Genomic DNA, 18,774 nt, shown 5'->3' with positions numbered 1-18,774 from the left:
GCAAGATGCAGGAATTGAAGATACAGGAGGAAACGGCTATGAAAAGAACATGTGGAAAGACGTTGACACTGACCATCCTGGCAGCTATCCTGGCAGGGACGGTGCCAGCCGGGGCGGCGGTGTATTATGACCCGGATACGAAAACTACGACTATCGACGGCGATATAGTAGGTACCAGTTTTTCCGGAGGAGGGGAGTCGGGATCCACGTTAGCGATAACGGGGGGGACCACGACTTTAAAGAAAAACAATTTCTATGATAGCCTGGGAATTTATGGCGGATCGGGCAACAACGGGGTTTCCGGCGACAAGCTGGAAATATCCGGCGATGGGGCGGTTGTCAGTGAATCCGATGCAAGGTTTTATGGAGGCATAAGCTTCCACGGCAATGCTGATAACAACCAGGTGGAATTTAAGAGCAGTGGAAACAGTAAAATCACTTATCTGTATGGAGGATCTGCTTCGTCTGGAAGTGCCAATGGGAATGAAATCTCCATTACAAGCGGTACCCTTGAAGTTGGATATATGATTGGAGGCGATAGTGATGTGGAAGCCAACAACAACACGGTACTGATAGGAGGAGATGCGGAAATACATGCTAGTACTATTGAAAATGGAAGCGCAATTATCGGTGGTGATGGTTACTATACTGCAGGGGCGAACGATAATAGGGTTACCATCAATACCAGCAAATCTCTTGAGGGCATTGAAGGTATAGTTGGAGGAGCTTCCGAACGTGTGGCTACAGGGAATATTCTTTCCATAGAAGGCAGTCACGTAAACAATGCTTCTTATCTTACGGGAGCTTATTCAGCGATTAAAGCCAACAACAATACAGTTTCTTTAACAGGAGAGGCTTCCGTTTCTTCCATGGGGATTGCCGGTGGCTTTGTCTATCCTGATGGAGAAGTAAAGGTAGAAGCAAGAGGAAATCGGGTTTCCATCGACAATCCGGCGGCAGCGACGGCCGTGGTCATCGGAGGGGGGGCAGCTCAGGATGCTGCCCAGAACTTCCTGGATCTGAAAGGGACGGTCAACAGTTATCTGCTGGCAGGGGCCGGAGCCTATAATGCAGCTAACTTTGCAGAGGCTGGAGGAGCGGATGTGACTGGCAATGTGGTGAATCTGGCCGGGACCAAGCTGGTCCCCATCAAGCTGGATGATCCACTGATCAAAGCTTATGCAGAGAGTGAAACTTACAAGCTATATATAGACTTGCTAAAGAAACCGGGAGAATCCATCCACGTGGCCGGGGGTGCTCTGCTGGTGGGGGGCAAGGCCCAGGATAATACGGTGAACCTGAGCGGCACCATGGATCTGAGCCAGGCCAATTTGTACGGCTGGATCACCGGACCGGAAATCCTGGAAGATCCTTCCAAACTGGATGAACTCCTGGGCCAGCATCTGGATACTCCCGTGGAACACAGCGGCAACACCCTGAATGTGGGCTATACGGCAGAGATGACCACGGATAAAGACGGCAATGCTTCCATCACCGGCAAAGGGGCTGATTGGCATGGGAGCAAGGTCCAGGGCATCTACAATTTCGATAAGATCGCTTTCTACAACGTAGACCACTCCCAGCCGGCCCTGACGGTGACAGATACAGTGAGCCTGCCGGATAACGTGGCCTTGGATCTGGACCATTTCACTCCGTCCAGCAGCCCGGAAGACAGCGTGATCCAGGACGATGTGCTCATCGATGCTTCCGGAGCTTCGACGGTGAAAGGCCTGGACAAACTGTACGAATCTGGAAAGGACAAATACCAGCAGCCGGTGACCCGGACCTATGCCAACGGCGGAGTCACCGTGACCGGGAAGGACGGTCTGGCTTTATCCAATGACAACAAGCTGTATTATGGCCTCCATTCCCTGGACGCCATTACCTACAAGACCATCGACTGGAAGACCGACGGCACGGTGCTGACCCTGGGGGACAGCCAGAAGTTCGATCTGGCTGACACCAAGGTCCATACGGAAGACATCGGCTTTACGGCGAAATCTCTGGAAACCATCACCAAGGCTGGGAACTATGCTATGACTCTCTTGGACACCCAGGGGAACAAGACCCTTTCTGCCGGGAACCTGACCACCAAGAAGGGGACCTGGAATGTGGGGAACGCCCTGGAAGGCACCGGGGAAGCGTCCCTGGACAAGGACGGGAATGTGGTGTACCAGCTGGATACGGTGGAAAAACCCCAGGAACAGCCGGAAATCAAAGTGGATGCGTCCAAACAGACCCACAATGCCCTGATCGCCAACGAAGCGGCCCTGGGCACCCTGGCAGCCGGCCGGGACCGGATGGAAGGGGTGTTGGATACCTTTAACGGCCAGGAAGGCGGAGTGTTCACCTTTGCCAGCATCGGAGGCAGCAAGGACAAATACGATACGGGCAGCCAAAGCTCCACCTATACCTGGAACGGCCTGGCCGGGGTGGGGAATGATGTTGCCGCCCGGGACGGGGAATTCTCTTATGGGGTCTTCTACGAATACGGCAAGGGCCATTATGACGTGGACGGAGCCGGCTACACCGGCAGCGGAGATGCCCACTACAGCGGCGGCGGACTCATGGCCAAATACGTAGCCCGGAATAAGAACTACGGGGAAGCGTCCCTGCACTTCGGCCAGCTGAAGAACAACGCGGATTCCGTGCTCCACAGCCGCAGCGGCGGTGCCTATGGGTATGAGACGGACAGCAATTACTGGAGCGGCCATGTGGGCTTCGGCCATATCTTCGACCTGACGGACCAGGTGGCCAGCACCAGCCGGGCGGCACCGAACGGGCCAGCCGGGATCTGGATGTGTACGGGAAGTATTTCTACACCCATGTGGGCGGAGACAATTTCCGTGCCGGGGATGCGGATTACCAGCTGGATGACCTGAACAGCAGCCTGCTGCGGATCGGGGCCCGGCTGAACAACCGGTCCGGCCGGAACAACTACTACTGCGGCCTGGCTTGGGATTACGAATTCGACGGAGAAAGCAATGGGACCGTTTCTGCCGCCGGACTGAAGGCAGATATCCGGAAGGCGGACATCGGAGGCAGCAGCATGATGGCGGAAGCCGGCTGGAAGCTGGAAGCCACCAAAGACAGCCCTTGGGATGTGAACCTGAGCGTCAGAGCCTATGCCGGCCAGCACAAGGGAATCGGAGGCAATGTGGTGGTAGGGTATCATTTCTGATGAACTCCAGGCCGGGATGGGCTCCCCTCCGGGTAGCCCCTACCACGTCGGGGTCAGGGATATAACAAAAAATCACAGAACCGGGATTGTCCGAGGACTCCATTTCTGTGACCATTGGATTGCATGTCCGATGGCAGCGGCGTAGACCAACTATATAAAGTCAAGCCAATTTTAAAATAAATTTCAGTTGCTATGGATCTTGGCAAAAGGGCGCACTTACCCAAGCCCCCTCTTGTGGGCTTAAAAAAATCAGGCTAAATAAGGGCAGCCACTAATACCCAGCCGGTAAATCAATCGGATCAGTTTCTTGGCTACATGGGACAAAGCGATTTTGTAAGGCTTGTGTTCTGACAGTTTCTTTTCAAGGTATTCTTTGAATCTCGGTACGTTCTGTGCAACCAGGCGGGCGGCAAGGTACAGTGTCTTTCGCAGATAGGGGGATCCTCTTTTTTCCATCTTGTTATGCTTCGAATGGTAGTCTCCAGAGTCATGTTTGGAAGGTGACATCCCTGCGTAAGCCAGGAGCTTGTCGACATCCGGAAAACGCTTGAAATCACCAACTTCGCCCAGAATGCTGGCACAAAGGGTATAACCGATCCCTGGTATGTCAATAATCGAAGATTCTTCCTGGTCCACCATTTCCTTAAGCTTCTCATCGATTTCAACGATATGCTGCTTCAACACTTCAATATCCGTAATGGTATGGACGAGTTCCATAGAAGCCGAAAGCGAGACTTTACCGATAGAACGGCATGCTGCCTGGTGGATTTCCAAAGCCTTGCTTTTGTCAAATCTCCCCTGGGAGGCATCACTTAACAGGTGCGTCAGCCGCTTCATGCTGCAATGAGCAATCTGTTCATGGCCAGGATAGGCTTTTAGAAGCGCATAGATTGAAGCAAGATGGATGGAAGATGTCAGCCCTTCCAGCTCTGGGAATAAAATCGTAACCAGACGGGAAACTGATATCTTTAGCTTGGAACACTTCTGCATGGTTTGAGATCTGTAACGAGAGAGTGATTTCATTTCCTCGTTATGGTACAATGAAGAAGAGTAGGTTTGGGAACCTTTCCCTGACACAATCATCTGTGCAATAGCGCAGGCATCGACTTTATCAGTCTTGGTCTTACGCAGGCTGAATCCTTGCTTGTATCTATTCGTGAGAAGCGGATTGAAAGTGAGCAGTGGAAGGTCATGTTCTGAGATGAAATGGGCGAGATTCGAGGAATAGTGACCGGTTGCTTCCAATCCTACTCTTATTTTATCTTTTGGAATGCCCAGTTCAGAAATCTTGGAAAGGAGCATGTCAAAGCCTTCCCGTGAATTGGGAAATGTAAAAGATTCAACTGTTTTCAATGCATCCGAGTCAATGATACAGCAGTCATGTTTCCGCTTTGCAACGTCAATTCCGATACAAAGCATAAAAATCAACCTCCTTTTTTTGAATTGGCAGCTGTGCATCAAAGCCACAGAGACTTCATCATAATGTATCCTCGCTAGATATGAACCGTCGAGCGGTATCCAACTCATTAACAAATTGAATGAATTCTGTGGTCGGACTCTACGAAAACCGTCAAGCGGTAGGGGTTCGCAACCAATCCACAGCTCCATTCTAATCGTACCGTAATTCACTATAAAAGAGAATATCTGGTACAACTCTATTATACGAGGGGCGGGCCGCAGGCCCGCCCCTCCCGGCCGCCCAGAGGGTAGATGATATCCTTTTTTAATTTTTCTCAAAATATTCCATCAATTTGTATACAAAATACGAAAAACATTGGAATTTTTTAGGTTCCATGCTACAATATAGGCAATGGGCAATCCTGGAGGGGCTCCGGCTTGCCCAAATTGTGTGCTCAATGATATAGGAGGGTATTGCTATGAAGGTTTTGTGTTATGGTGTACGAGACGTGGAAGTGCCCATTTTTGAGGCCTGTAACAAGAACTTCGGCTACGACCTGAAACTCGTTCCCGATTATTTAAATACGAAAGAATCTGCTGAAATGGCCAAAGGGTTCGATGCCGTGCTGCTGCGGGGCAACTGCTTTGCCAACAAACAGAATCTGGATATCTATAAAGAACTGGGCGTGAAATACGTCCTCACCCGTACTGCCGGCACGGACCATATCGATGTTGCCTATGCCAAGGAACTGGGCTTCCCCATGGCTTTTGTTCCTCGCTATTCCCCCAATGCCATTGCGGAAATGGCTGTGACCCAAGCCATGATGCTGCTGCGTCATACCGCTTATTCCACTTCCCGTACGGCCAAGAAGAATTTTGAAGTGGATTCCGTCATGTTCTCCAAAGAAGTCCGCAACTGCACCGTGGGTGTGGTGGGCCTGGGCCGGATCGGCCGCGTGGCTGCACAGATTTTTCACGGCATGGGTGCTACGGTCATTGGGCAGGATGTGTTCCAGATCAAAGGGATCGAAGACTTCTGCACCCAGGTGGAACTGGATGAAGTCCTGGCTAAATCCGATATCGTCACCATCCATGCTCCCTATATCAAAGAAAACGGTGCCCTGGTCACCCGTGATTTCCTGAAGAAGATGAAAGACGGCGCCATCCTGATCAACTGCGCCCGGGGCCAGCTGGTGGATACGGAAGCGGTCATCGAAGCCGTGGAAAGCGGCAAACTGGATGGCTACGGCTGCGACGTGCTAGACGGCGAAGCCGAAATCTTTGGGAAGGATCTGGAAGGCCAGAAACTGGAAAACCCGCTGTTCGAAAAGCTGGTGGCCCTGTACCCCAAAGTCCTGATCACTCCCCATCTGGGTTCCAATACCGACGAAGCCGTCAAGAATATGGTAGAGATTTCCTTCGAAAACCTGAAAGATCTGGCTGAAAACAAAGATTGCCCGAACAAAATCAAATAATTGAGCGTATTCTCTAGGGTGCTGCAGCCGATGCAGCACCCTTTTCGTGTTATAATAAGGTATCACAGGCAAGTGGGAAAGAAGGCAGTCATATGCTGGATAAAATCGATCTGAAAACGAAGATTTCCAAAGAAAGATACACGGAACTTATGGGGGAGGAAGAGAACCGTCTGGGCTTCCTCCAGCGTTCCATCCGGGATGCCAAGATCCCGGTGGTCATCCTATTCGAAGGGTTCCGGGCTTCCTGGCGCAGCGAACTGATCAACAAGGTGATCCACGCCCTGGACCCTCGGGGCTTCCGGGTGTTTTCTGCTTCCAAGACTACGGAGAAAGAAAAGGAGAGCCCATTTTTCCTCCAGTTCTGGAAGGAGCTGCCTCCGGCGGGGCAGATCTGCATCCATCACCGGGCCTGGTATTTCCTGCGGAATGAACATGCGGTGGGAGACCCGGATGAAGCCTCGGAATGGTACGATGTGAAATTCGATGAGATCAATGCCTTTGAACGGGAACTGGTCCAGGGAGGCTGCGTCCTGATCAAGATCTTCACCCATATTTCCAAGAAGAAACAGAAGGAGAACATGGAAAAGGGCCAGGAGACCATGGGCAGCCGGTGGGAGAAGCTGGCCCCCGGCGGCATCGAGGGAATCGATTACAATGCCTACCGGAAGGTCTACGAAGACATGCTGGCGGCCACCAATACGGATCTGGCACCCTGGCACATCGTCCCTATGGAAGACAAGCGGACGGGCACCGAGGCCGTCTTCCGGGTGCTGATCACGGCCCTGGAAGAAGCCCTGAAGGACCGGCAGCGGCCAGTCGATCCGGAAAAAGGGCCGGCCAAGGACCTTTCCATCCCCGATATCCTCGGCCGCTACACCCCTTGGCAGCCTATGGAACAAGAAGAATACGACAAGAAGCTGAAGAAATACCAGAAACGGCTGGGAGAGCTCCAGTATGAACTGGCCAAACGGAAAATCAGCACGGTGGTGGCTTTCGAAGGACAGGATGCTGGGGGCAAGGGCGGCGCCATTAAGCGGCTGTCGGAATCTTTCGACCCTCTGGGCTATCGGGTGAATCCGGTGAGTGCCCCCAATGAATGGGAGAAACAGTTCCATTATCTGTGGCGGTTCTGGACCCGGCTCCCGGAACCGGGGGAAATCGCCATCTTCGACCGGACCTGGTACGGCCGGGTACTGGTGGAACGGGTGGAAGGCTTTGCCAAGATCAGTGAATGGCGCCGGGCCTATGAAGAGATCAACGATATGGAAGCCCAGTGGGTGAAGCAGGGGATCATCGTCCAGAAATTCTGGATGCAGATCGATGGGGAAGAACAGCTGAAACGGTTCCAGGACCGGGAAAATGACCCCAACAAGACCTGGAAGATCACCCCGGAAGACTGGCGGAACCGGGATAAATGGGATGCTTATGTGGATGCGGTGAACGAGATGCTGTACCGGACGGATACCCGGGAGGCTCCTTGGACGGTGGTGGAAGCCAACAATAAACTGTACGCCCGGCTGAAAGTCCTGGAGACCATGATCCGGCGGATGGAAGCCGTGTTATAACGTTTACAAAACAGGAAAAAAACAGTACAATGAAAGTTGCTGGAATGTTTTCAGGCAAGGCTTGACCAGCAGAAAATGAGATGAAATGAGGTGGGGAGCATGGCTGATTTTTCCTTTGCAGGGGCAAAGGGTGTGGAATGGGGCTGTTTCCCTGCCTGGGACCAGTGGGATGTGGTCCATGGGTTCCTTTGCCGGACTGGGGGCTGCAGTACGCTGTTCCCGGGAGGGCTCAACCTAAGCTACAATGTGGGGGATGACCGGGACCATGTGCTGGCCAACCGGCAGAAAATGGCGGAAGCCCTGGGCTTTCCCCTGGAACGGGCCGTGGCCTGCCAGCAGGTCCATGGGACCCATGTAGCGGTGGTGACGGAAAAAGACGCAGGGAAAGGGATCTATTCTTTGGAGGATGCCATTCCGGAAACCGATGGGATGGTGACGGACTGTCCCCAGCTGCCCCTGTTGATTTCTTTTGCAGACTGTGTCCCCATCCTTTTGGTGGATCCCAAGAGGGGCGCCATCGGGGCGGTCCATGCAGGCTGGCGGGGCAGTGTGGGGAAGATCCTCCCCCAGGCCCTGGAAGTCATGGAGGAAGCCTTCGGGACGGCCCCCCGGGATGTGATGGCAGGCATCGGGCCTTCCATCGGCCCCTGCTGCTATGAAGTGAGCCAGGAGGTGGCAGACCGGGCAGCAGCTTATCCTTCCTGCCTGAAACCCCATGGGATCGGCCATTACTTGTTGGACCTGTGGGAACTGAACACCCTGGAGCTTATGGAAGCGGGGGTCCCCCGGGAGCAGATCTTCCGGGCTGACTGCTGCACCAGCTGCCATCGGGACCGGTTCTTCTCCTACCGGGCAGAAAAGGGAAAGACAGGACGGCTCTATGGAGTCATTTACAAAAAATAAAAGGAGATGGGAATTCCCATGTTACAGGATAAAATCGCAGAAGTCGAAGCCAAGATCAAGGATGCACTGGATAAACGGACAGAACCGAAAGTAACGGGGGACCAGGTGACCATCCTGGCGGTGACCAAGAACCATCCGGCGGAAATCGTTACGGAAACCCTGGCGGCCGGACTCACGGAGATCGGGGAAAACCGGGTCCAAGAGGCCATGCACAAGCAGGCGGTGCTGCCCAAGGGAGGCCACTGGCATCTCATCGGCCATCTGCAGACCAATAAGGCCAAACATGCGGTGGAACATTTCGACTTGATCGAAAGTGTGGACAGTCTGAAGCTGTTGGGCCATCTGGAAAAAGCCGCAGCGGAACTGGATAAGGTCCAGGATGTGCTGCTGCAGATCAACGAAGCGGGCGAAGTGCAGAAAAGCGGCTTTGCACCGGCAGATTTCCGGGCGGCGGTGCCGGAACTGTCCCAGTATCCCCATATCCGGGTACGGGGCGTGATGGTGATCGCCCAGGCGACGGACAATGTGGAAGAGACCCGGCCGGTGTTCGCTGCCGGGTATCGGGATTTCCTGTTCCTCCGGGACGCCCTCCACAGCGATGCAGTGGATATCCTTTCCATGGGCATGACCCACGATTATTGGATCGCCGTGGAAGAAGGGGCCAATGAAGTCCGGGTGGGTTCCGCTCTCTTCGGGGCCCGGGACTACTCCCTCAAATTTTAAACAGAAATGGTGGATTGTATGAAAAAACTCAAAAAAATCTTGGAATACATCGGGGTATACGACGGGGATCCCGGCAAACAGGAAGAAGAAGAGACCACGGCGAACCAGGAAGAGGGGAAAGTGGTCCCTATGTTCGGCAGCGGTTCCGGTACCTGGCGGGAAAAGAGCTACGACCAGTATGATAAGTCCTATGACAAACCGTACGAAAAAACCTACGAAAAACCTTATGATAAGGTGTTCGATAAGGATTATACCAGTTCCACCGAGGAAAAGCGGGAGGATCCGACTTCTACCCGGAGCGGGGATAAGGTGCTTTCCATGCCTGTAAACCGGAGCCCGGTGAGCGTGGTGGTCATCGAACCCATCGATTTCAATGATTCCCAGAAGATGGCGGACTACTTGTGCAAGAACCAGCCGGTGGTGATCAATTTCGAAGATACGGATGCGGACGTGCGGAAGCGGATCATCGATTTCATCAGCGGGACCATCTATGCCCTGGATGGGACTCTGCGGAAAATCGGCCGGAATCTGCTGGTGTGCGCCCCTCCCAATGTGGATATCGATACGGAAAACACCAATTTCGGGTCAGAAGGGAGCAATGATCCATGGCAAAGATAAACGAAGGGTATAAGATCGTTTTCATCGGCTGCGGGGCGATGGGAGAAGCCATCCTGAAAGGCATGCTGGGAGGCGGCCTGGTAAAGAAGGAACAAGTGACCGCCGCTGTGCCTACGGCCAAACGGCAGGCCTATCTGCAGGAAACTTATGGGATCGCTGTGACCGGCGACAACAGCGCAGCGGTGAAAGAGGCGGATCTGGTGATCTTGGCAGTAAAGCCCCAGATGGCAAAAACCGCCGTGGACCAGGCTCTGGTGGACGCCCTGCCGGAAAAGGCCAATATCCTTTCCATCATGGGCAGCTACGACTTGGCCATGCTCCATGCTCTGGTGCCGGGCCATCCGGTGATCCGCTCCATGCCCAATACTCCCCTGGCTGTAGGGATGGGGATGACGGCGCTGACGGCGGACAGCCAGGTCAGTGAAGAGACCCTGGAACTGGCCGAGACCATCTTCCGATCCTGCGGGGAAACGGTACGGGTGGATGAAAAGGCCATGGAAGCCATTACGGCCATCAGCGGCTGCGGCCCTGGCTATTTCTTCGTGGTGATGGATGCCTTGGCGGATGCAGGGGTCATGGCGGGACTGCCCCGTGCCCTGGCCATCAAACTGGCGGCCCAGACCATGGCCGGCAGCGGCGTCATGGGACTGAAGACCGGGCTCCATCCGGCCCAATTGCGGGACCAGGTGACCAGCCCCGGCGGCACCACCATCGCGGGGATCAAAGCCCTGGAAAATCATGGAGTGAGAGGAGCGTTTTACGATGCGGTACAGGCGGTCTTGGACCGGAGCGCCGCATTGAAGAAATAATATGGCAAACACCACGCAACAACGGGAAACGGTATTACGGTATTTCAAGGCCAGCGGAGATGCGGAACTGGCGGCCCAGCTGCTGGATCTGGCGGAAGGGGCCCGGAAGAGCCGGCGGTTCAAGGTGTCCGGATTCCTAGACCCTCATGGCCAGAATGTGGCGGAGATCGTCGCAGCCAACTTCCCCCAGGTTCGGATCGAAATGGGGGGCGGCTTCCAGAATGCGGAACGGCAGAAGGCAGCTTTCATCGCAGAAGATTTCTATGGCCAGCCGGATTTTTCCATCACGGCCCTGGAAGTGCTCTGGGACAAGCGGTATTATGACATCGGTCATCGGGATGTGCTGGGAGCCTTCATGGGCCTGGGCTGCAAACGGGAGATCCTGGGGGATATCGTGTTCATCGACGAAGGGGCCCAGCTGGTGGTGGATACCCCCATGGTGGATTTCGTCTTGAGCAACCTGACCAAGATCGGGGCGGCCACGGTGGAAGTGAAGGAAATCCCCCTGACGGACCTGAAGGAAAAGGAACAGAAAATCAAGCTGATTTCTGCGACGGTAGCGGCCCTGCGGCTGGATGCGGTGGCGGCCAGCGGCTATGGGGTGTCCCGGAGCCGGATGGCGGATGAGATCAAGGGGCAGAATGTGAAGCTGAACTGGCAAGATGCCAAGAGCCCTTCCCAGACGGTGAAGGAAGGGGATGTGATCTCTTTCCGTTCCCGGGGGAGAGTGGAACTGGCGGAAGTCCGGGGGACCACCAAAAAGGGACGGTATGCCATTACCCTGAAACGGTATATATAAGGAAGGAACGGCATCATGATTTTGCTGATTCGACATGGGGAAGCCGATCATCATGTAAAAGAACTGACGGGAGGCTGGACGGATTCAGCCCTGACGGTACGGGGAAAACGGCAGTTCCAGCAGCTGGCGGACTGTCTGGCCTGGGATTTTTCCGGACGGAGCCTGCCCCGGATCGTTTCCAGCGACCTCCAGCGGGCCCGGACGGGAGCGGAGATCATCGCCCAGACCCTGGGGGCGGATCAGGTGGAGTGTTTTCCTTTCCTGCGGGAAAAGAACAATGGGAAGGCTGCAGGGCTGAACAAAAAAGAAGCCTTGGCCTTTTACCACCCGCCGGAAACCGGCCGGGAGCTGGACCATGTGAATTATGATGGGGGCGAGACCCGGCGTACCTTCTATGAACGGACTCTCCGGGGCTTCCGGGAACTGGAAAAACAAGACCGGGACCTGATCGTCGTCTCCCATAAGGGGACCATCCAGAACATCCTGTTTGCCTGGTTGGGCCTTTCCATCGAAGAAGTGGCGGAAAAGAAGATTTCCTTCGACATCCGCCCAGCGTCCCTGACCATCTTGGGGATCAACAAATGGGGTGAACGGGCCATCTTCGCCCTCAACGACACATCGTATCAATGGAAAAAAGGACCCATTGGGATCTTCAAGTATCCCTTTGGGGAATAAAATAGGGGCTGTTGCGCAGGCAACAGCCCTTTCCCTTATGACAGGATAAAAAATCAATAATAATTATCAGTTGCGAAAACTTCAAATCCATAGTATAATCTTTATAGACAGAAAAAACAGTATTTTACCATAAAGGAGGCTGCAATCATGAATATTGCTGTATTGGTGAAACAGGTACCGGCCGTTTCCGATATCCAATTGTCCGGGGACAATAACTTGGTCCGGGTGGGGGCGCCTTCCATGCTGAACCCAGTGGATCTCCATGCTCTGGAGGCAGCCCTGGCCCTGAAAGATCAGGAAGGGGGCACGGTGACCCTCCTGACCATGGGCACTGCCCTGGCCAGCGATATCCTTCGGGAAGGGATCGCCCTGGGAGCGGACAAGGGCATCCTGCTCTCCGATGAACGGATGGCCGGCTCCGATACTTTAGCTACGGGACAGATCCTGGCGGCGGCACTGGCCAAACTGGGGCCTCTGGATCTGGTGCTGGCGGGCAAACGGTCCACCGATGGGGACACTGGTCAGATCCCTCCGGCCCTGGCCCAGCGGCTGGGCATGACCCTGCTTTCTTATGCAGATGAACTGGAAGTAAAGGAGGGGCAGGCCACCATCCGCCGGCTCAATCGGGGCGGCGTAGAGACCCTCCAGGCTGCCCTCCCAGCGGTGATCTCAGTCACGGAAAAATGCGGGAATCCTCGGACGCCCGGGATCCGGGGAAAAATGGCTGCCAAAAAGGCCGTATTCCCTGTGTGGCGTCTGGAGGACATCGATCTGGCCCCGGAAAAAGCGGGGAAGGCCGGTTCTGCCACCCGGGTAACGGAACTGTTCGCACCGGAACCCCAGCCGGTGGGCACCCTGATCCAAGGGTCCACTCCGGCGGAAGCTGCCGCCAACTTGGTGGATGAACTGCGGAAGAAAAACCTGCTGTAAGGAGGAAGCAATCATGGAATGGAAAAACAATATCGGAGTCTATCTGGAAACCTCTGACGGCAGGCTCACTTCCCTCAGTGTGGAACTTTTGGGCAAGGCCCGTCAGCTGGCTGCTGCCCGTCCCAACCAGGTGCTGGGCATCCTGGCCGGGGAAAATCTGGAAGGGGCTGCCCAAGAAGCCATTGCTTACGGAGCCGATGGGGTGGCCCTGCTCCAGGCACCCAGTTTGGCATCTTTTGACGCCGGGCCCTATACGGAAGCCGTGGCCAAAGCCCTGAGCCTGTATACTCCCAGCGTCCTCTTCATCGGCGCTTCTCCCAACGGCCGGGATCTGGGCGGCCGGCTGTCCGCCCGCCTGGATGCGGGCCTGGTGGCGGACTGCATCGATGTGCGGTACGAAGGGGAGGACGATACCCTCACTTGGATCCGTCCTGCCTACACCGGTAAGCTGTTCGTAAAGATCCAGACCACTACCCGGCCTCAGCTGGGCACGGTCAGCGACAAGATCTTCCACGGCAATCCCAAAGATGCTTCCCGAAAAGGGGAAATCTTCCCGGTGCCATTGGAAACGGCAGAAGCAAAACCGGCTGTAAAGGTGCTGGATTTCACGCCCCTGGAGCAGATCAAAGAGGTGCTGGATCTGGATACGGCGGAAATCGTGGTGGGCGCCGGGCGGGGCGTCCAGAACGAAGAGGGCATGCGGGAAGTCCAATCCTTTGCCAAACGGATCGGAGCGGCCTTCGGAGTTTCCAAACCGTTGGTGGATGCAGGCTGGGCCCCTTATGAATGGCAGGTGGGCGTCACCGGCAAGAAAATCGCTCCCAAAATCTACATTGCCCTGGGGATTTCCGGTGCCATCCAGCACAAACTGGGAATCCAGGAGGCCGGGCTCATCGTGGCGGTGAACAAGAGCCCTGAGGCACCCATTTTCCAATTCGCCCATTACGGCATCGTAGGGGATATGTTCGATGTGATGCCGGAACTGGAAAAATTGTTGAAAAAAGAGTGAGACAGGATTCCTCCTTGACAAATCCTAGGATTCTTCTATAATAAAGGGCACGGAAATACCCATACGAGGTATAGGGTATTCCAGCAAGGAGGATGGACTATGGTCAAAATGATTGTTGGTGTCGAAGGCATGGCCTGCGGCATGTGTGAATCCCATATCAACGATGCGATCCGGAATGCGTTTTCCGTAGATTCGGTTTCTTCTTCCCGTTCCAAAAAGGAAACGGACATCATTGCGGAAAAACCCATCGAAGAGGAAAAAATCCGGAAAGTCATCGATCAGACGGGCTATCAGGTAGTCAGTTTTAAAGTGGAACCTTACGAAAAGAAGAAAGGCTTCTTTGCCCGTTTGTTTGGCTGAAAGCAGCAGGATATCATATGAAAAAACAGGAAAAATCTTTTGCCGGTACCCTGCCGGGTACTGGCAGGAGTCAGCTGGCCTTCCCGGAAACCTATGTGGTGGTGGATCTGGAAACCACCGGGCTCGATCCGGAACGGGACCAGATCATCGAGATCGGGGCCCTGGAAGTGGTCCAGGGGAAGCGGGGGAGGACTTTTTCTACCCTGATCCAACCCCGGACTCCCTTGTCCGGCCATTATGTTTCTCCTTTCATCACCCAGCTCACCGGCATCACCGATGAGATGCTGGCCGCTGCTCCCCAGCCCCGGCAAGCCCTGGAAGCCTTCGGGAAGTTCCTGGGCAGCCGGGTTGCGGTGGGCTACAATGTAGGCTTTGACATGGGGTTCCTCCAGCAGCAGTTCCAGGAACAGCTGTTCCGGCCCCTGGCCAATGATTGGGTGGATCTGCTGCCCATGGCCCAGACCTTGTTTCCCCTGTGGCCCCATCATCGGCTGAACAATCTGGCCGCCTGGTACCATGTGGTGAACCAAGATGCCCATCGGGCCCTCAGCGATGTGGAGACCACAGAAGCCTGTTTCCAAAAGCTGAAACAGGATGTGCTGCGCCAGTATCCCTCCGCCCAGGCCTTTTTGGAAGAGGTGCGGAAGAAGGTCCAAGGAAAGGGAGAAGAAGAACAGTTGAGTTTATGGTAAAAAAAGTAGGGGTGTTGCACGCAACGTGCAACACCCCTACTTTTTTACTTCACAAACAATCCATCCACATCTACTTTCTTTTCCATCATGCCCGAGGCGACCAGGAAATCCTGGGTCTTCTTCAAGGAAGCGATGGCTTCCGGGGTGATGGTCATGCTGAAATCGTAGAGCGGATACATTTCTTTGACGGCTTCCGGTTTCAGTTCCGTGGCCTTGGCAGTCATTTCCAGGGCCTTGTCCGGATTCTTCTTCATGAAGTCCAAGGTTTCTTTCTGGACGGCCAGGAAGGTATCCACCAGGTCTTTGTGTTCCTTATAGAACTTGCCGCTGACGGCGGTGACGGTCAAGCCAGAAACCAGGCCGTCCCCGGTGGTGACCACATGCATACCCTTCTTTTCCACGTTGTAAGCCAGGGGCCCGGCCAGGAGGGCACAGTCGGCGCTGCCGTTTTCCAGGGCGGAGGCTGCAGCCGGCAGACCCATGGAAACGAATTTCACATCCTTCATGGAAAGACCGGCCTTCTGGAGGTAGGCAGCCAGCAGTTCGTGGAGGATGGTGCCTTTGGGTCCGGCAATGGTCTTGCCCTTCAGATCAGCGGCACTTTGGATGCTGCCGTCTTTGGAAAACAGCTTGAAGGCCTTGGGAGCCTGGGAATAGAGGCTGATGATCTTGATGTCGTTGCCGTTGGCTGCACTCAGGAGCACGGAAGAGCCGCCTACGCAGTTCAGGAACTGGATATCCCCGCTGGCCAGGGCTGCGGTCTGGTCAGCTCCGGAAGTGATGGTGGAATAAGAAGCCGTGATGTTCTTTTCTTTGAATTTCTTTTCAAAGCTCTGATTGGCTTTTTCCACGATGGAGGGGACGTTGAGAGGTGCCTGGACATAGGTGATGCTCACTTTGTCCACTTTGGGGGCAGCTGCCTTCTGGGCAGATTTGTCACTGCCGCACCCAGCAGCCAGAGTCCCTGCCGCCACCAGGCAGCAGGCCAGGAGTACAGAAAGTTTTTTCTTCAAAGACATGGTAACAGATCCTTTCATGTGATAGAAATTGATTGTCAGCAGGCAATTGCTGATTGATCAACTTTGCAGGCAAATTTTTTGAAGGGAAACGCCGTCGACTGCTAATCGTTGACCGGGCTGCTAGGCAGCAGCCCTTATGCCAATTCCTCCAGCAGCCGCTTTTTGACGGCAATCAGGCTGGGGGAGAGCAGGTCCCGTTTCCCTGGGGGAAGCCGTTCTTCCCAGACCATGGTCCCTTTCCTTAGGATCAGCAGCCGGTCCCCTAGGGTCAGGGCTTCATCCACATTGTGGGTCACCAGCACCACCCCCATGGACATCTGTTCCACCATGGTCCGGAGTTCCTGCTGGAGCTGGGCCCGGGTGAAGTAGTCCAAGGCTGCAAAGGGCTCATCCATCAGGATCAGTCCGCTGTGCATGGCTAGGGTCCGGGCCAGGGACGCCCGCTGCTGCATCCCGCCGGACAGCTGGGCTGGGTACTGATCCGCGGCTTCCGTCAGCTGCACCAGGCTGAGCCAGTGGTCCACTTCCTGGGGGATGCTGCCTTGGGGGAGGCCCAGGGCGATGTTTTCCCGGCAGGTGAGCCAGGGAAAGAGCCGGGCTTCCTGGAACATCATGCCCAGCTTCAGTCCGGCGGGACGGCTGATGGTTCCCGTATCCGGCTGTTCCAGGCCGGCCAGGAGCCGGAGCAGGGTGGTCTTCCCGCAGCCGCTTTTCCCCAGGATCACCGTACATTCCTGGGGAGAGAGGGTAAGGGAAAGGTCCCGGAGCACCACTCGGGGGCCGTAGGTTTTGGTGATGTGGTCCAGTTTCAGCGCATCCAACAGAGTACCTTCCTTTCCAAAAGGGCGAAGATCCCGTCCAGCACCAGCCCCAGGGCACCGATGGCCAGGATTCCGATGATGACCTTATCGCTGCGGCTCATGGCCTGGGCGTCCAAGATCAGGAACCCCAGTCCGCTGTCGGCGGCAATCATTTCCGCTCCGATGATGGCCCGGAGACTGTAGCCCATACCGATCCGGAGCCCCGTGAGGATCCCTGGCAGAGCCGCAGGCAGACGGATCTTCCACAAGGATTTCCAAGGGGAAAAACCCAGCATCTGGCCCACTTCCAGCAGCTTCCGGTCGCAGCGGCGGAACCCGTCATCCATATTGAGATACATGGGGAAAAAGGAAGCCAGCACGATGATGATGGTCTTGGGCAGTTCCCCGATACCGAACCAGAGGATCAGCAGGGGAATCAGGGAAAGGGGAGGTACGTGGCGGAACACTTCCAACAGGCCGCTGTAGCAGTTCCGGAGCCGGGGAAAGAGCAGGTTCAGGCTGCTGAGCAGGCAGCTGGCCAAAAGGGCCCAGGAAAATCCCCACAAGATCCGCTGGAGGCTGATCCGGATATGGCGGAACAGTTCCCCGTTCTCCAGCATGTGGAGCAGGGTGCCCCAGACCCGAGCCGGAGAGGGCAGGATGTAGCTGCTCCAGAAGCCCTGGGAAGCGGCATAGTCCCACAGGAGAAAGACCGCCAGGAAGGGCAGGCAAAAATGCAGTTTACCCTTCATGGTTCTCATGGCCCGGGGTGACCTTGGCATAGGCCGTCTTGGAAGAGACCCCTTTTAGTTTGCCGATCTTTCCGGAAAGATTGCTGATGATATCCTGGGGTGCATCCACCACCACGCTGATGATGTGGATGTTCCGGGCATGGTAGGGGATGCCCATCCGGCCGATCACATAGGGCCCGAAATCGTGGAGGATGGCATTCAGTTCTTCCACAGCATCCGGGTCCTCCACGATGATGCCCAGGATCGCCACACGTGTTTCTTCCATCAAATAACCTCCTCGCATATATCCGCCTTAGTCCCGTGGACAAGGGTGGGGGACCAGCCGTAAGGCTGGTGGTGGGTTAGCCGCATCAGCGGCGTTTCCATTGACAATTGACAGGGGGTGCTGCAGCGGCAGCACCCCCTTCAAATCTCCGTCCGTCTTCCATCGCAAGGGGTCTTTTGATGTGAGAAGGCGCTTATTATTTCATTTCGTTTTTCTTACTGGCTTCGTCGATTTCTTTGTCTTCTTCCGCCAAAACTGCTTCATCCGCTTTCTTTTCCTTCTTGAAGAACTTCATCACAAAAGGAGAAAGCAGAGACAGGAGGCACAGGGCCAGCAGGATCTTGCAGATGTTGGTGGAAAGGAGGATGCTGGTATCCCCGCCGGAAAGGCTCAGGCTCCTGCGCAGTCCTTTTTCTCCCAGAGGTCCCAGGATCAGGGCCAGGACCACGGCAGCGGTGTTCATATTGCATTTCCGCATGAGATACCCGATAATCCCGAACACGAACATCACCTTCACATCAAAGGCACTGTTGTTGATGGCAAAAGAGCCCACCACGCACAATACGAAGATGCTGGGGATCAGGATGGCATCGGACACCCTGGCAATCTTGGCAAACAGCCGGCAGCCGATGAGACCGATGATCAGCATGAAGAACTGGATCACCACGAACCCGCCAAAGAAAGTATACGTCATGGGAGCATACTTTGTAAAGAGTTCCGGTCCCGGCTGGAGCCCGTGGATGATCAGGCCACCCATGAGCACGGCGGTGACGCTTTCCCCAGGGATCCCCAAGGTCAGGG

General features: G+C 55.1%; 20 protein-coding genes. 14 read left to right on the top strand and 6 right to left on the bottom strand.

All coding sequences use genetic code 11. The features are described 5' to 3' along the window. The first annotated feature begins 38 nt into the window (after positions 1-38). Both BQ2657_RS13145 and BQ2657_RS09630 read left to right on the top strand, forming a co-directional pair. The gene (locus tag BQ2657_RS13145) at positions 39-2,882 is read left to right on the top strand and encodes an autotransporter outer membrane beta-barrel domain-containing protein (protein WP_187119195.1); all 2,844 of its coding nucleotides are present in this window, start codon (positions 39-41) and stop codon (positions 2,880-2,882) included. Then, positions 2,801-3,181 (top strand): autotransporter domain-containing protein, encoded by a 381-nt coding sequence (locus tag BQ2657_RS09630; RefSeq protein ID WP_075580408.1) that lies wholly within the window; start codon positions 2,801-2,803, stop codon positions 3,179-3,181. The genes BQ2657_RS13145 and BQ2657_RS09630 overlap by 82 nt, the downstream gene beginning before the upstream one ends. Positions 3,182-3,430: 249 nt before the next feature. Here the strand turns inward: BQ2657_RS09630 and BQ2657_RS09625 are convergent, their stop codons facing one another. Next, positions 3,431-4,600, bottom strand: a complete 1,170-nt coding sequence (locus tag BQ2657_RS09625) for an IS110 family RNA-guided transposase (protein WP_075580407.1) — start codon at positions 4,598-4,600, stop codon at positions 3,431-3,433. A 458-nt stretch (positions 4,601-5,058) separates the two neighbouring features. On the opposite strand from BQ2657_RS09625, the gene BQ2657_RS09620 reads away from it, so the two are divergent. The 12 genes from BQ2657_RS09620 to BQ2657_RS09565 all read left to right on the top strand — a co-directional run bounded on the left by BQ2657_RS09620 (position 5,059) and on the right by BQ2657_RS09565 (position 15,137). Continuing rightward, on the top strand, positions 5,059-6,054 hold the full coding sequence (locus BQ2657_RS09620) for a 2-hydroxyacid dehydrogenase (RefSeq protein WP_075580406.1): 996 nt from the start codon (positions 5,059-5,061) through the stop codon (positions 6,052-6,054). A 92-nt stretch (positions 6,055-6,146) separates the two neighbouring features. Then, the gene (pap, locus tag BQ2657_RS09615) at positions 6,147-7,619 is read left to right on the top strand and encodes a polyphosphate:AMP phosphotransferase (RefSeq protein ID WP_075580405.1); all 1,473 of its coding nucleotides are present in this window, start codon (positions 6,147-6,149) and stop codon (positions 7,617-7,619) included. 99 nt (positions 7,620-7,718) lie between these two features. After that, a complete protein-coding gene (pgeF, locus tag BQ2657_RS09610) occupies positions 7,719-8,522 on the top strand; it encodes a peptidoglycan editing factor PgeF (protein ID WP_075580404.1) in 804 nt (267 codons plus the stop codon). An 18-nt stretch (positions 8,523-8,540) separates the two neighbouring features. After that, positions 8,541-9,245 carry a YggS family pyridoxal phosphate-dependent enzyme gene (locus BQ2657_RS09605; protein ID WP_075580403.1) on the top strand — a complete coding sequence of 235 codons (705 nt, stop codon included), beginning with the start codon at positions 8,541-8,543 and terminating at the stop codon, positions 9,243-9,245. A gap of 18 nt (positions 9,246-9,263) precedes the next feature. Continuing rightward, positions 9,264-9,863 carry a cell division protein SepF gene (locus tag BQ2657_RS09600; protein ID WP_075580402.1) on the top strand — a complete coding sequence of 200 codons (600 nt, stop codon included), beginning with the start codon at positions 9,264-9,266 and terminating at the stop codon, positions 9,861-9,863. Then, positions 9,851-10,672 carry a pyrroline-5-carboxylate reductase gene (gene proC / locus BQ2657_RS09595; protein WP_075580401.1) on the top strand — a complete coding sequence of 274 codons (822 nt, stop codon included), beginning with the start codon at positions 9,851-9,853 and terminating at the stop codon, positions 10,670-10,672. The genes BQ2657_RS09600 and proC overlap by 13 nt, the downstream gene beginning before the upstream one ends. 1 nt (position 10,673) lies before the next feature. Beyond that, positions 10,674-11,471 carry a YlmH family RNA-binding protein gene (locus BQ2657_RS09590; protein WP_075580400.1) on the top strand — a complete coding sequence of 266 codons (798 nt, stop codon included), beginning with the start codon at positions 10,674-10,676 and terminating at the stop codon, positions 11,469-11,471. A 15-nt stretch (positions 11,472-11,486) separates the two neighbouring features. Beyond that, positions 11,487-12,146, top strand: a complete 660-nt coding sequence (locus BQ2657_RS09585; protein WP_075580399.1) for a histidine phosphatase family protein — start codon at positions 11,487-11,489, stop codon at positions 12,144-12,146. A gap of 147 nt (positions 12,147-12,293) precedes the next feature. Next, a complete protein-coding gene (locus tag BQ2657_RS09580) occupies positions 12,294-13,076 on the top strand; it encodes an electron transfer flavoprotein subunit beta/FixA family protein (RefSeq protein WP_075580398.1) in 783 nt (260 codons plus the stop codon). Positions 13,077-13,089: 13 nt separating this feature from the next. Continuing rightward, a complete protein-coding gene (locus BQ2657_RS09575; protein ID WP_075580397.1) occupies positions 13,090-14,085 on the top strand; it encodes an electron transfer flavoprotein subunit alpha/FixB family protein in 996 nt (331 codons plus the stop codon). A gap of 99 nt (positions 14,086-14,184) precedes the next feature. Next, positions 14,185-14,445, top strand: coding sequence for a heavy-metal-associated domain-containing protein (locus tag BQ2657_RS09570; RefSeq protein WP_075580396.1), 261 nt, complete (start codon positions 14,185-14,187; stop codon positions 14,443-14,445). A gap of 17 nt (positions 14,446-14,462) precedes the next feature. Continuing rightward, the gene (locus tag BQ2657_RS09565) at positions 14,463-15,137 is read left to right on the top strand and encodes a 3'-5' exonuclease (RefSeq protein WP_075580395.1); all 675 of its coding nucleotides are present in this window, start codon (positions 14,463-14,465) and stop codon (positions 15,135-15,137) included. Positions 15,138-15,181: 44 nt separating this feature from the next. Here the strand turns inward: BQ2657_RS09565 and BQ2657_RS09560 are convergent, their stop codons facing one another. The 5 genes from BQ2657_RS09560 to BQ2657_RS09540 all read right to left on the bottom strand — a co-directional run. Then, positions 15,182-16,174, bottom strand: coding sequence for an ABC transporter substrate-binding protein (locus BQ2657_RS09560; protein ID WP_232709066.1), 993 nt, complete (start codon positions 16,172-16,174; stop codon positions 15,182-15,184). Positions 16,175-16,290: 116 nt separating this feature from the next. Continuing rightward, entirely contained in the window at positions 16,291-16,977 is a 687-nt protein-coding gene (locus BQ2657_RS09555) for an ABC transporter ATP-binding protein (protein WP_075580394.1), read from the bottom strand. Next, complete coding sequence (locus BQ2657_RS09550; RefSeq protein ID WP_075580393.1) at positions 16,965-17,708, bottom strand: ABC transporter permease; 744 nt, start codon at positions 17,706-17,708, stop codon at positions 16,965-16,967. Before BQ2657_RS09550 ends, BQ2657_RS09555 begins: the two co-directional genes overlap by 13 nt. Beyond that, on the bottom strand, positions 17,698-17,973 hold the full coding sequence (locus BQ2657_RS09545; protein WP_075580392.1) for a TM1266 family iron-only hydrogenase system putative regulator: 276 nt from the start codon (positions 17,971-17,973) through the stop codon (positions 17,698-17,700). Before BQ2657_RS09545 ends, BQ2657_RS09550 begins: the two co-directional genes overlap by 11 nt. 196 nt (positions 17,974-18,169) lie before the next feature. Next, positions 18,170-18,774, bottom strand: a 605-nt coding sequence (locus BQ2657_RS09540; protein WP_187119194.1) for a tripartite tricarboxylate transporter permease, incomplete at its 5' end; no start/stop codon positions are given.

It is taken from the genome of Acidaminococcus massiliensis (genome assembly GCF_900095825.1).
In the GTDB taxonomy this organism is placed as follows: domain Bacteria; phylum Bacillota; class Negativicutes; order Acidaminococcales; family Acidaminococcaceae; genus Acidaminococcus; species Acidaminococcus massiliensis.
The sequence above is the reverse complement of the archived record's forward strand: the minus strand, read 5'-3'. Positions and strand labels throughout refer to the sequence as shown.

Excerpts from the sequence above, each read along its gene's own strand:
- BQ2657_RS09575 (WP_075580397.1), top strand. The coding sequence starts at position 13,090 with ATGGAATGGAAAAACAATATCGGAGTCTATCTGGAAACCTCTGACGGC.
- BQ2657_RS09545 (WP_075580392.1), bottom strand. The coding sequence starts at position 17,973 with ATGGAAGAAACACGTGTGGCGATCCTGGGCATCATCGTGGAGGACCCG.
- BQ2657_RS09620 (WP_075580406.1), top strand. The coding sequence starts at position 5,059 with ATGAAGGTTTTGTGTTATGGTGTACGAGACGTGGAAGTGCCCATTTTT.
- BQ2657_RS09580 (WP_075580398.1), top strand. The coding sequence starts at position 12,294 with ATGAATATTGCTGTATTGGTGAAACAGGTACCGGCCGTTTCCGATATC.
- pap (WP_075580405.1), top strand. The coding sequence starts at position 6,147 with ATGCTGGATAAAATCGATCTGAAAACGAAGATTTCCAAAGAAAGATAC.
- BQ2657_RS09590 (WP_075580400.1), top strand. The coding sequence starts at position 10,674 with ATGGCAAACACCACGCAACAACGGGAAACGGTATTACGGTATTTCAAG.
- BQ2657_RS09605 (WP_075580403.1), top strand. The coding sequence starts at position 8,541 with ATGTTACAGGATAAAATCGCAGAAGTCGAAGCCAAGATCAAGGATGCA.
- proC (WP_075580401.1), top strand. The coding sequence starts at position 9,851 with ATGGCAAAGATAAACGAAGGGTATAAGATCGTTTTCATCGGCTGCGGG.
- BQ2657_RS09585 (WP_075580399.1), top strand. The coding sequence starts at position 11,487 with ATGATTTTGCTGATTCGACATGGGGAAGCCGATCATCATGTAAAAGAA.
- pgeF (WP_075580404.1), top strand. The coding sequence starts at position 7,719 with ATGGCTGATTTTTCCTTTGCAGGGGCAAAGGGTGTGGAATGGGGCTGT.
- BQ2657_RS09565 (WP_075580395.1), top strand. The coding sequence starts at position 14,463 with ATGAAAAAACAGGAAAAATCTTTTGCCGGTACCCTGCCGGGTACTGGC.
- BQ2657_RS09560 (WP_232709066.1), bottom strand. The coding sequence starts at position 16,174 with ATGAAAGGATCTGTTACCATGTCTTTGAAGAAAAAACTTTCTGTACTC.
- BQ2657_RS09550 (WP_075580393.1), bottom strand. The coding sequence starts at position 17,708 with ATGAAGGGTAAACTGCATTTTTGCCTGCCCTTCCTGGCGGTCTTTCTC.
- BQ2657_RS09600 (WP_075580402.1), top strand. The coding sequence starts at position 9,264 with ATGAAAAAACTCAAAAAAATCTTGGAATACATCGGGGTATACGACGGG.
- BQ2657_RS09625 (WP_075580407.1), bottom strand. The coding sequence starts at position 4,600 with ATGCTTTGTATCGGAATTGACGTTGCAAAGCGGAAACATGACTGCTGT.
- BQ2657_RS13145 (WP_187119195.1), top strand. The coding sequence starts at position 39 with ATGAAAAGAACATGTGGAAAGACGTTGACACTGACCATCCTGGCAGCT.
- BQ2657_RS09570 (WP_075580396.1), top strand. The coding sequence starts at position 14,185 with ATGGTCAAAATGATTGTTGGTGTCGAAGGCATGGCCTGCGGCATGTGT.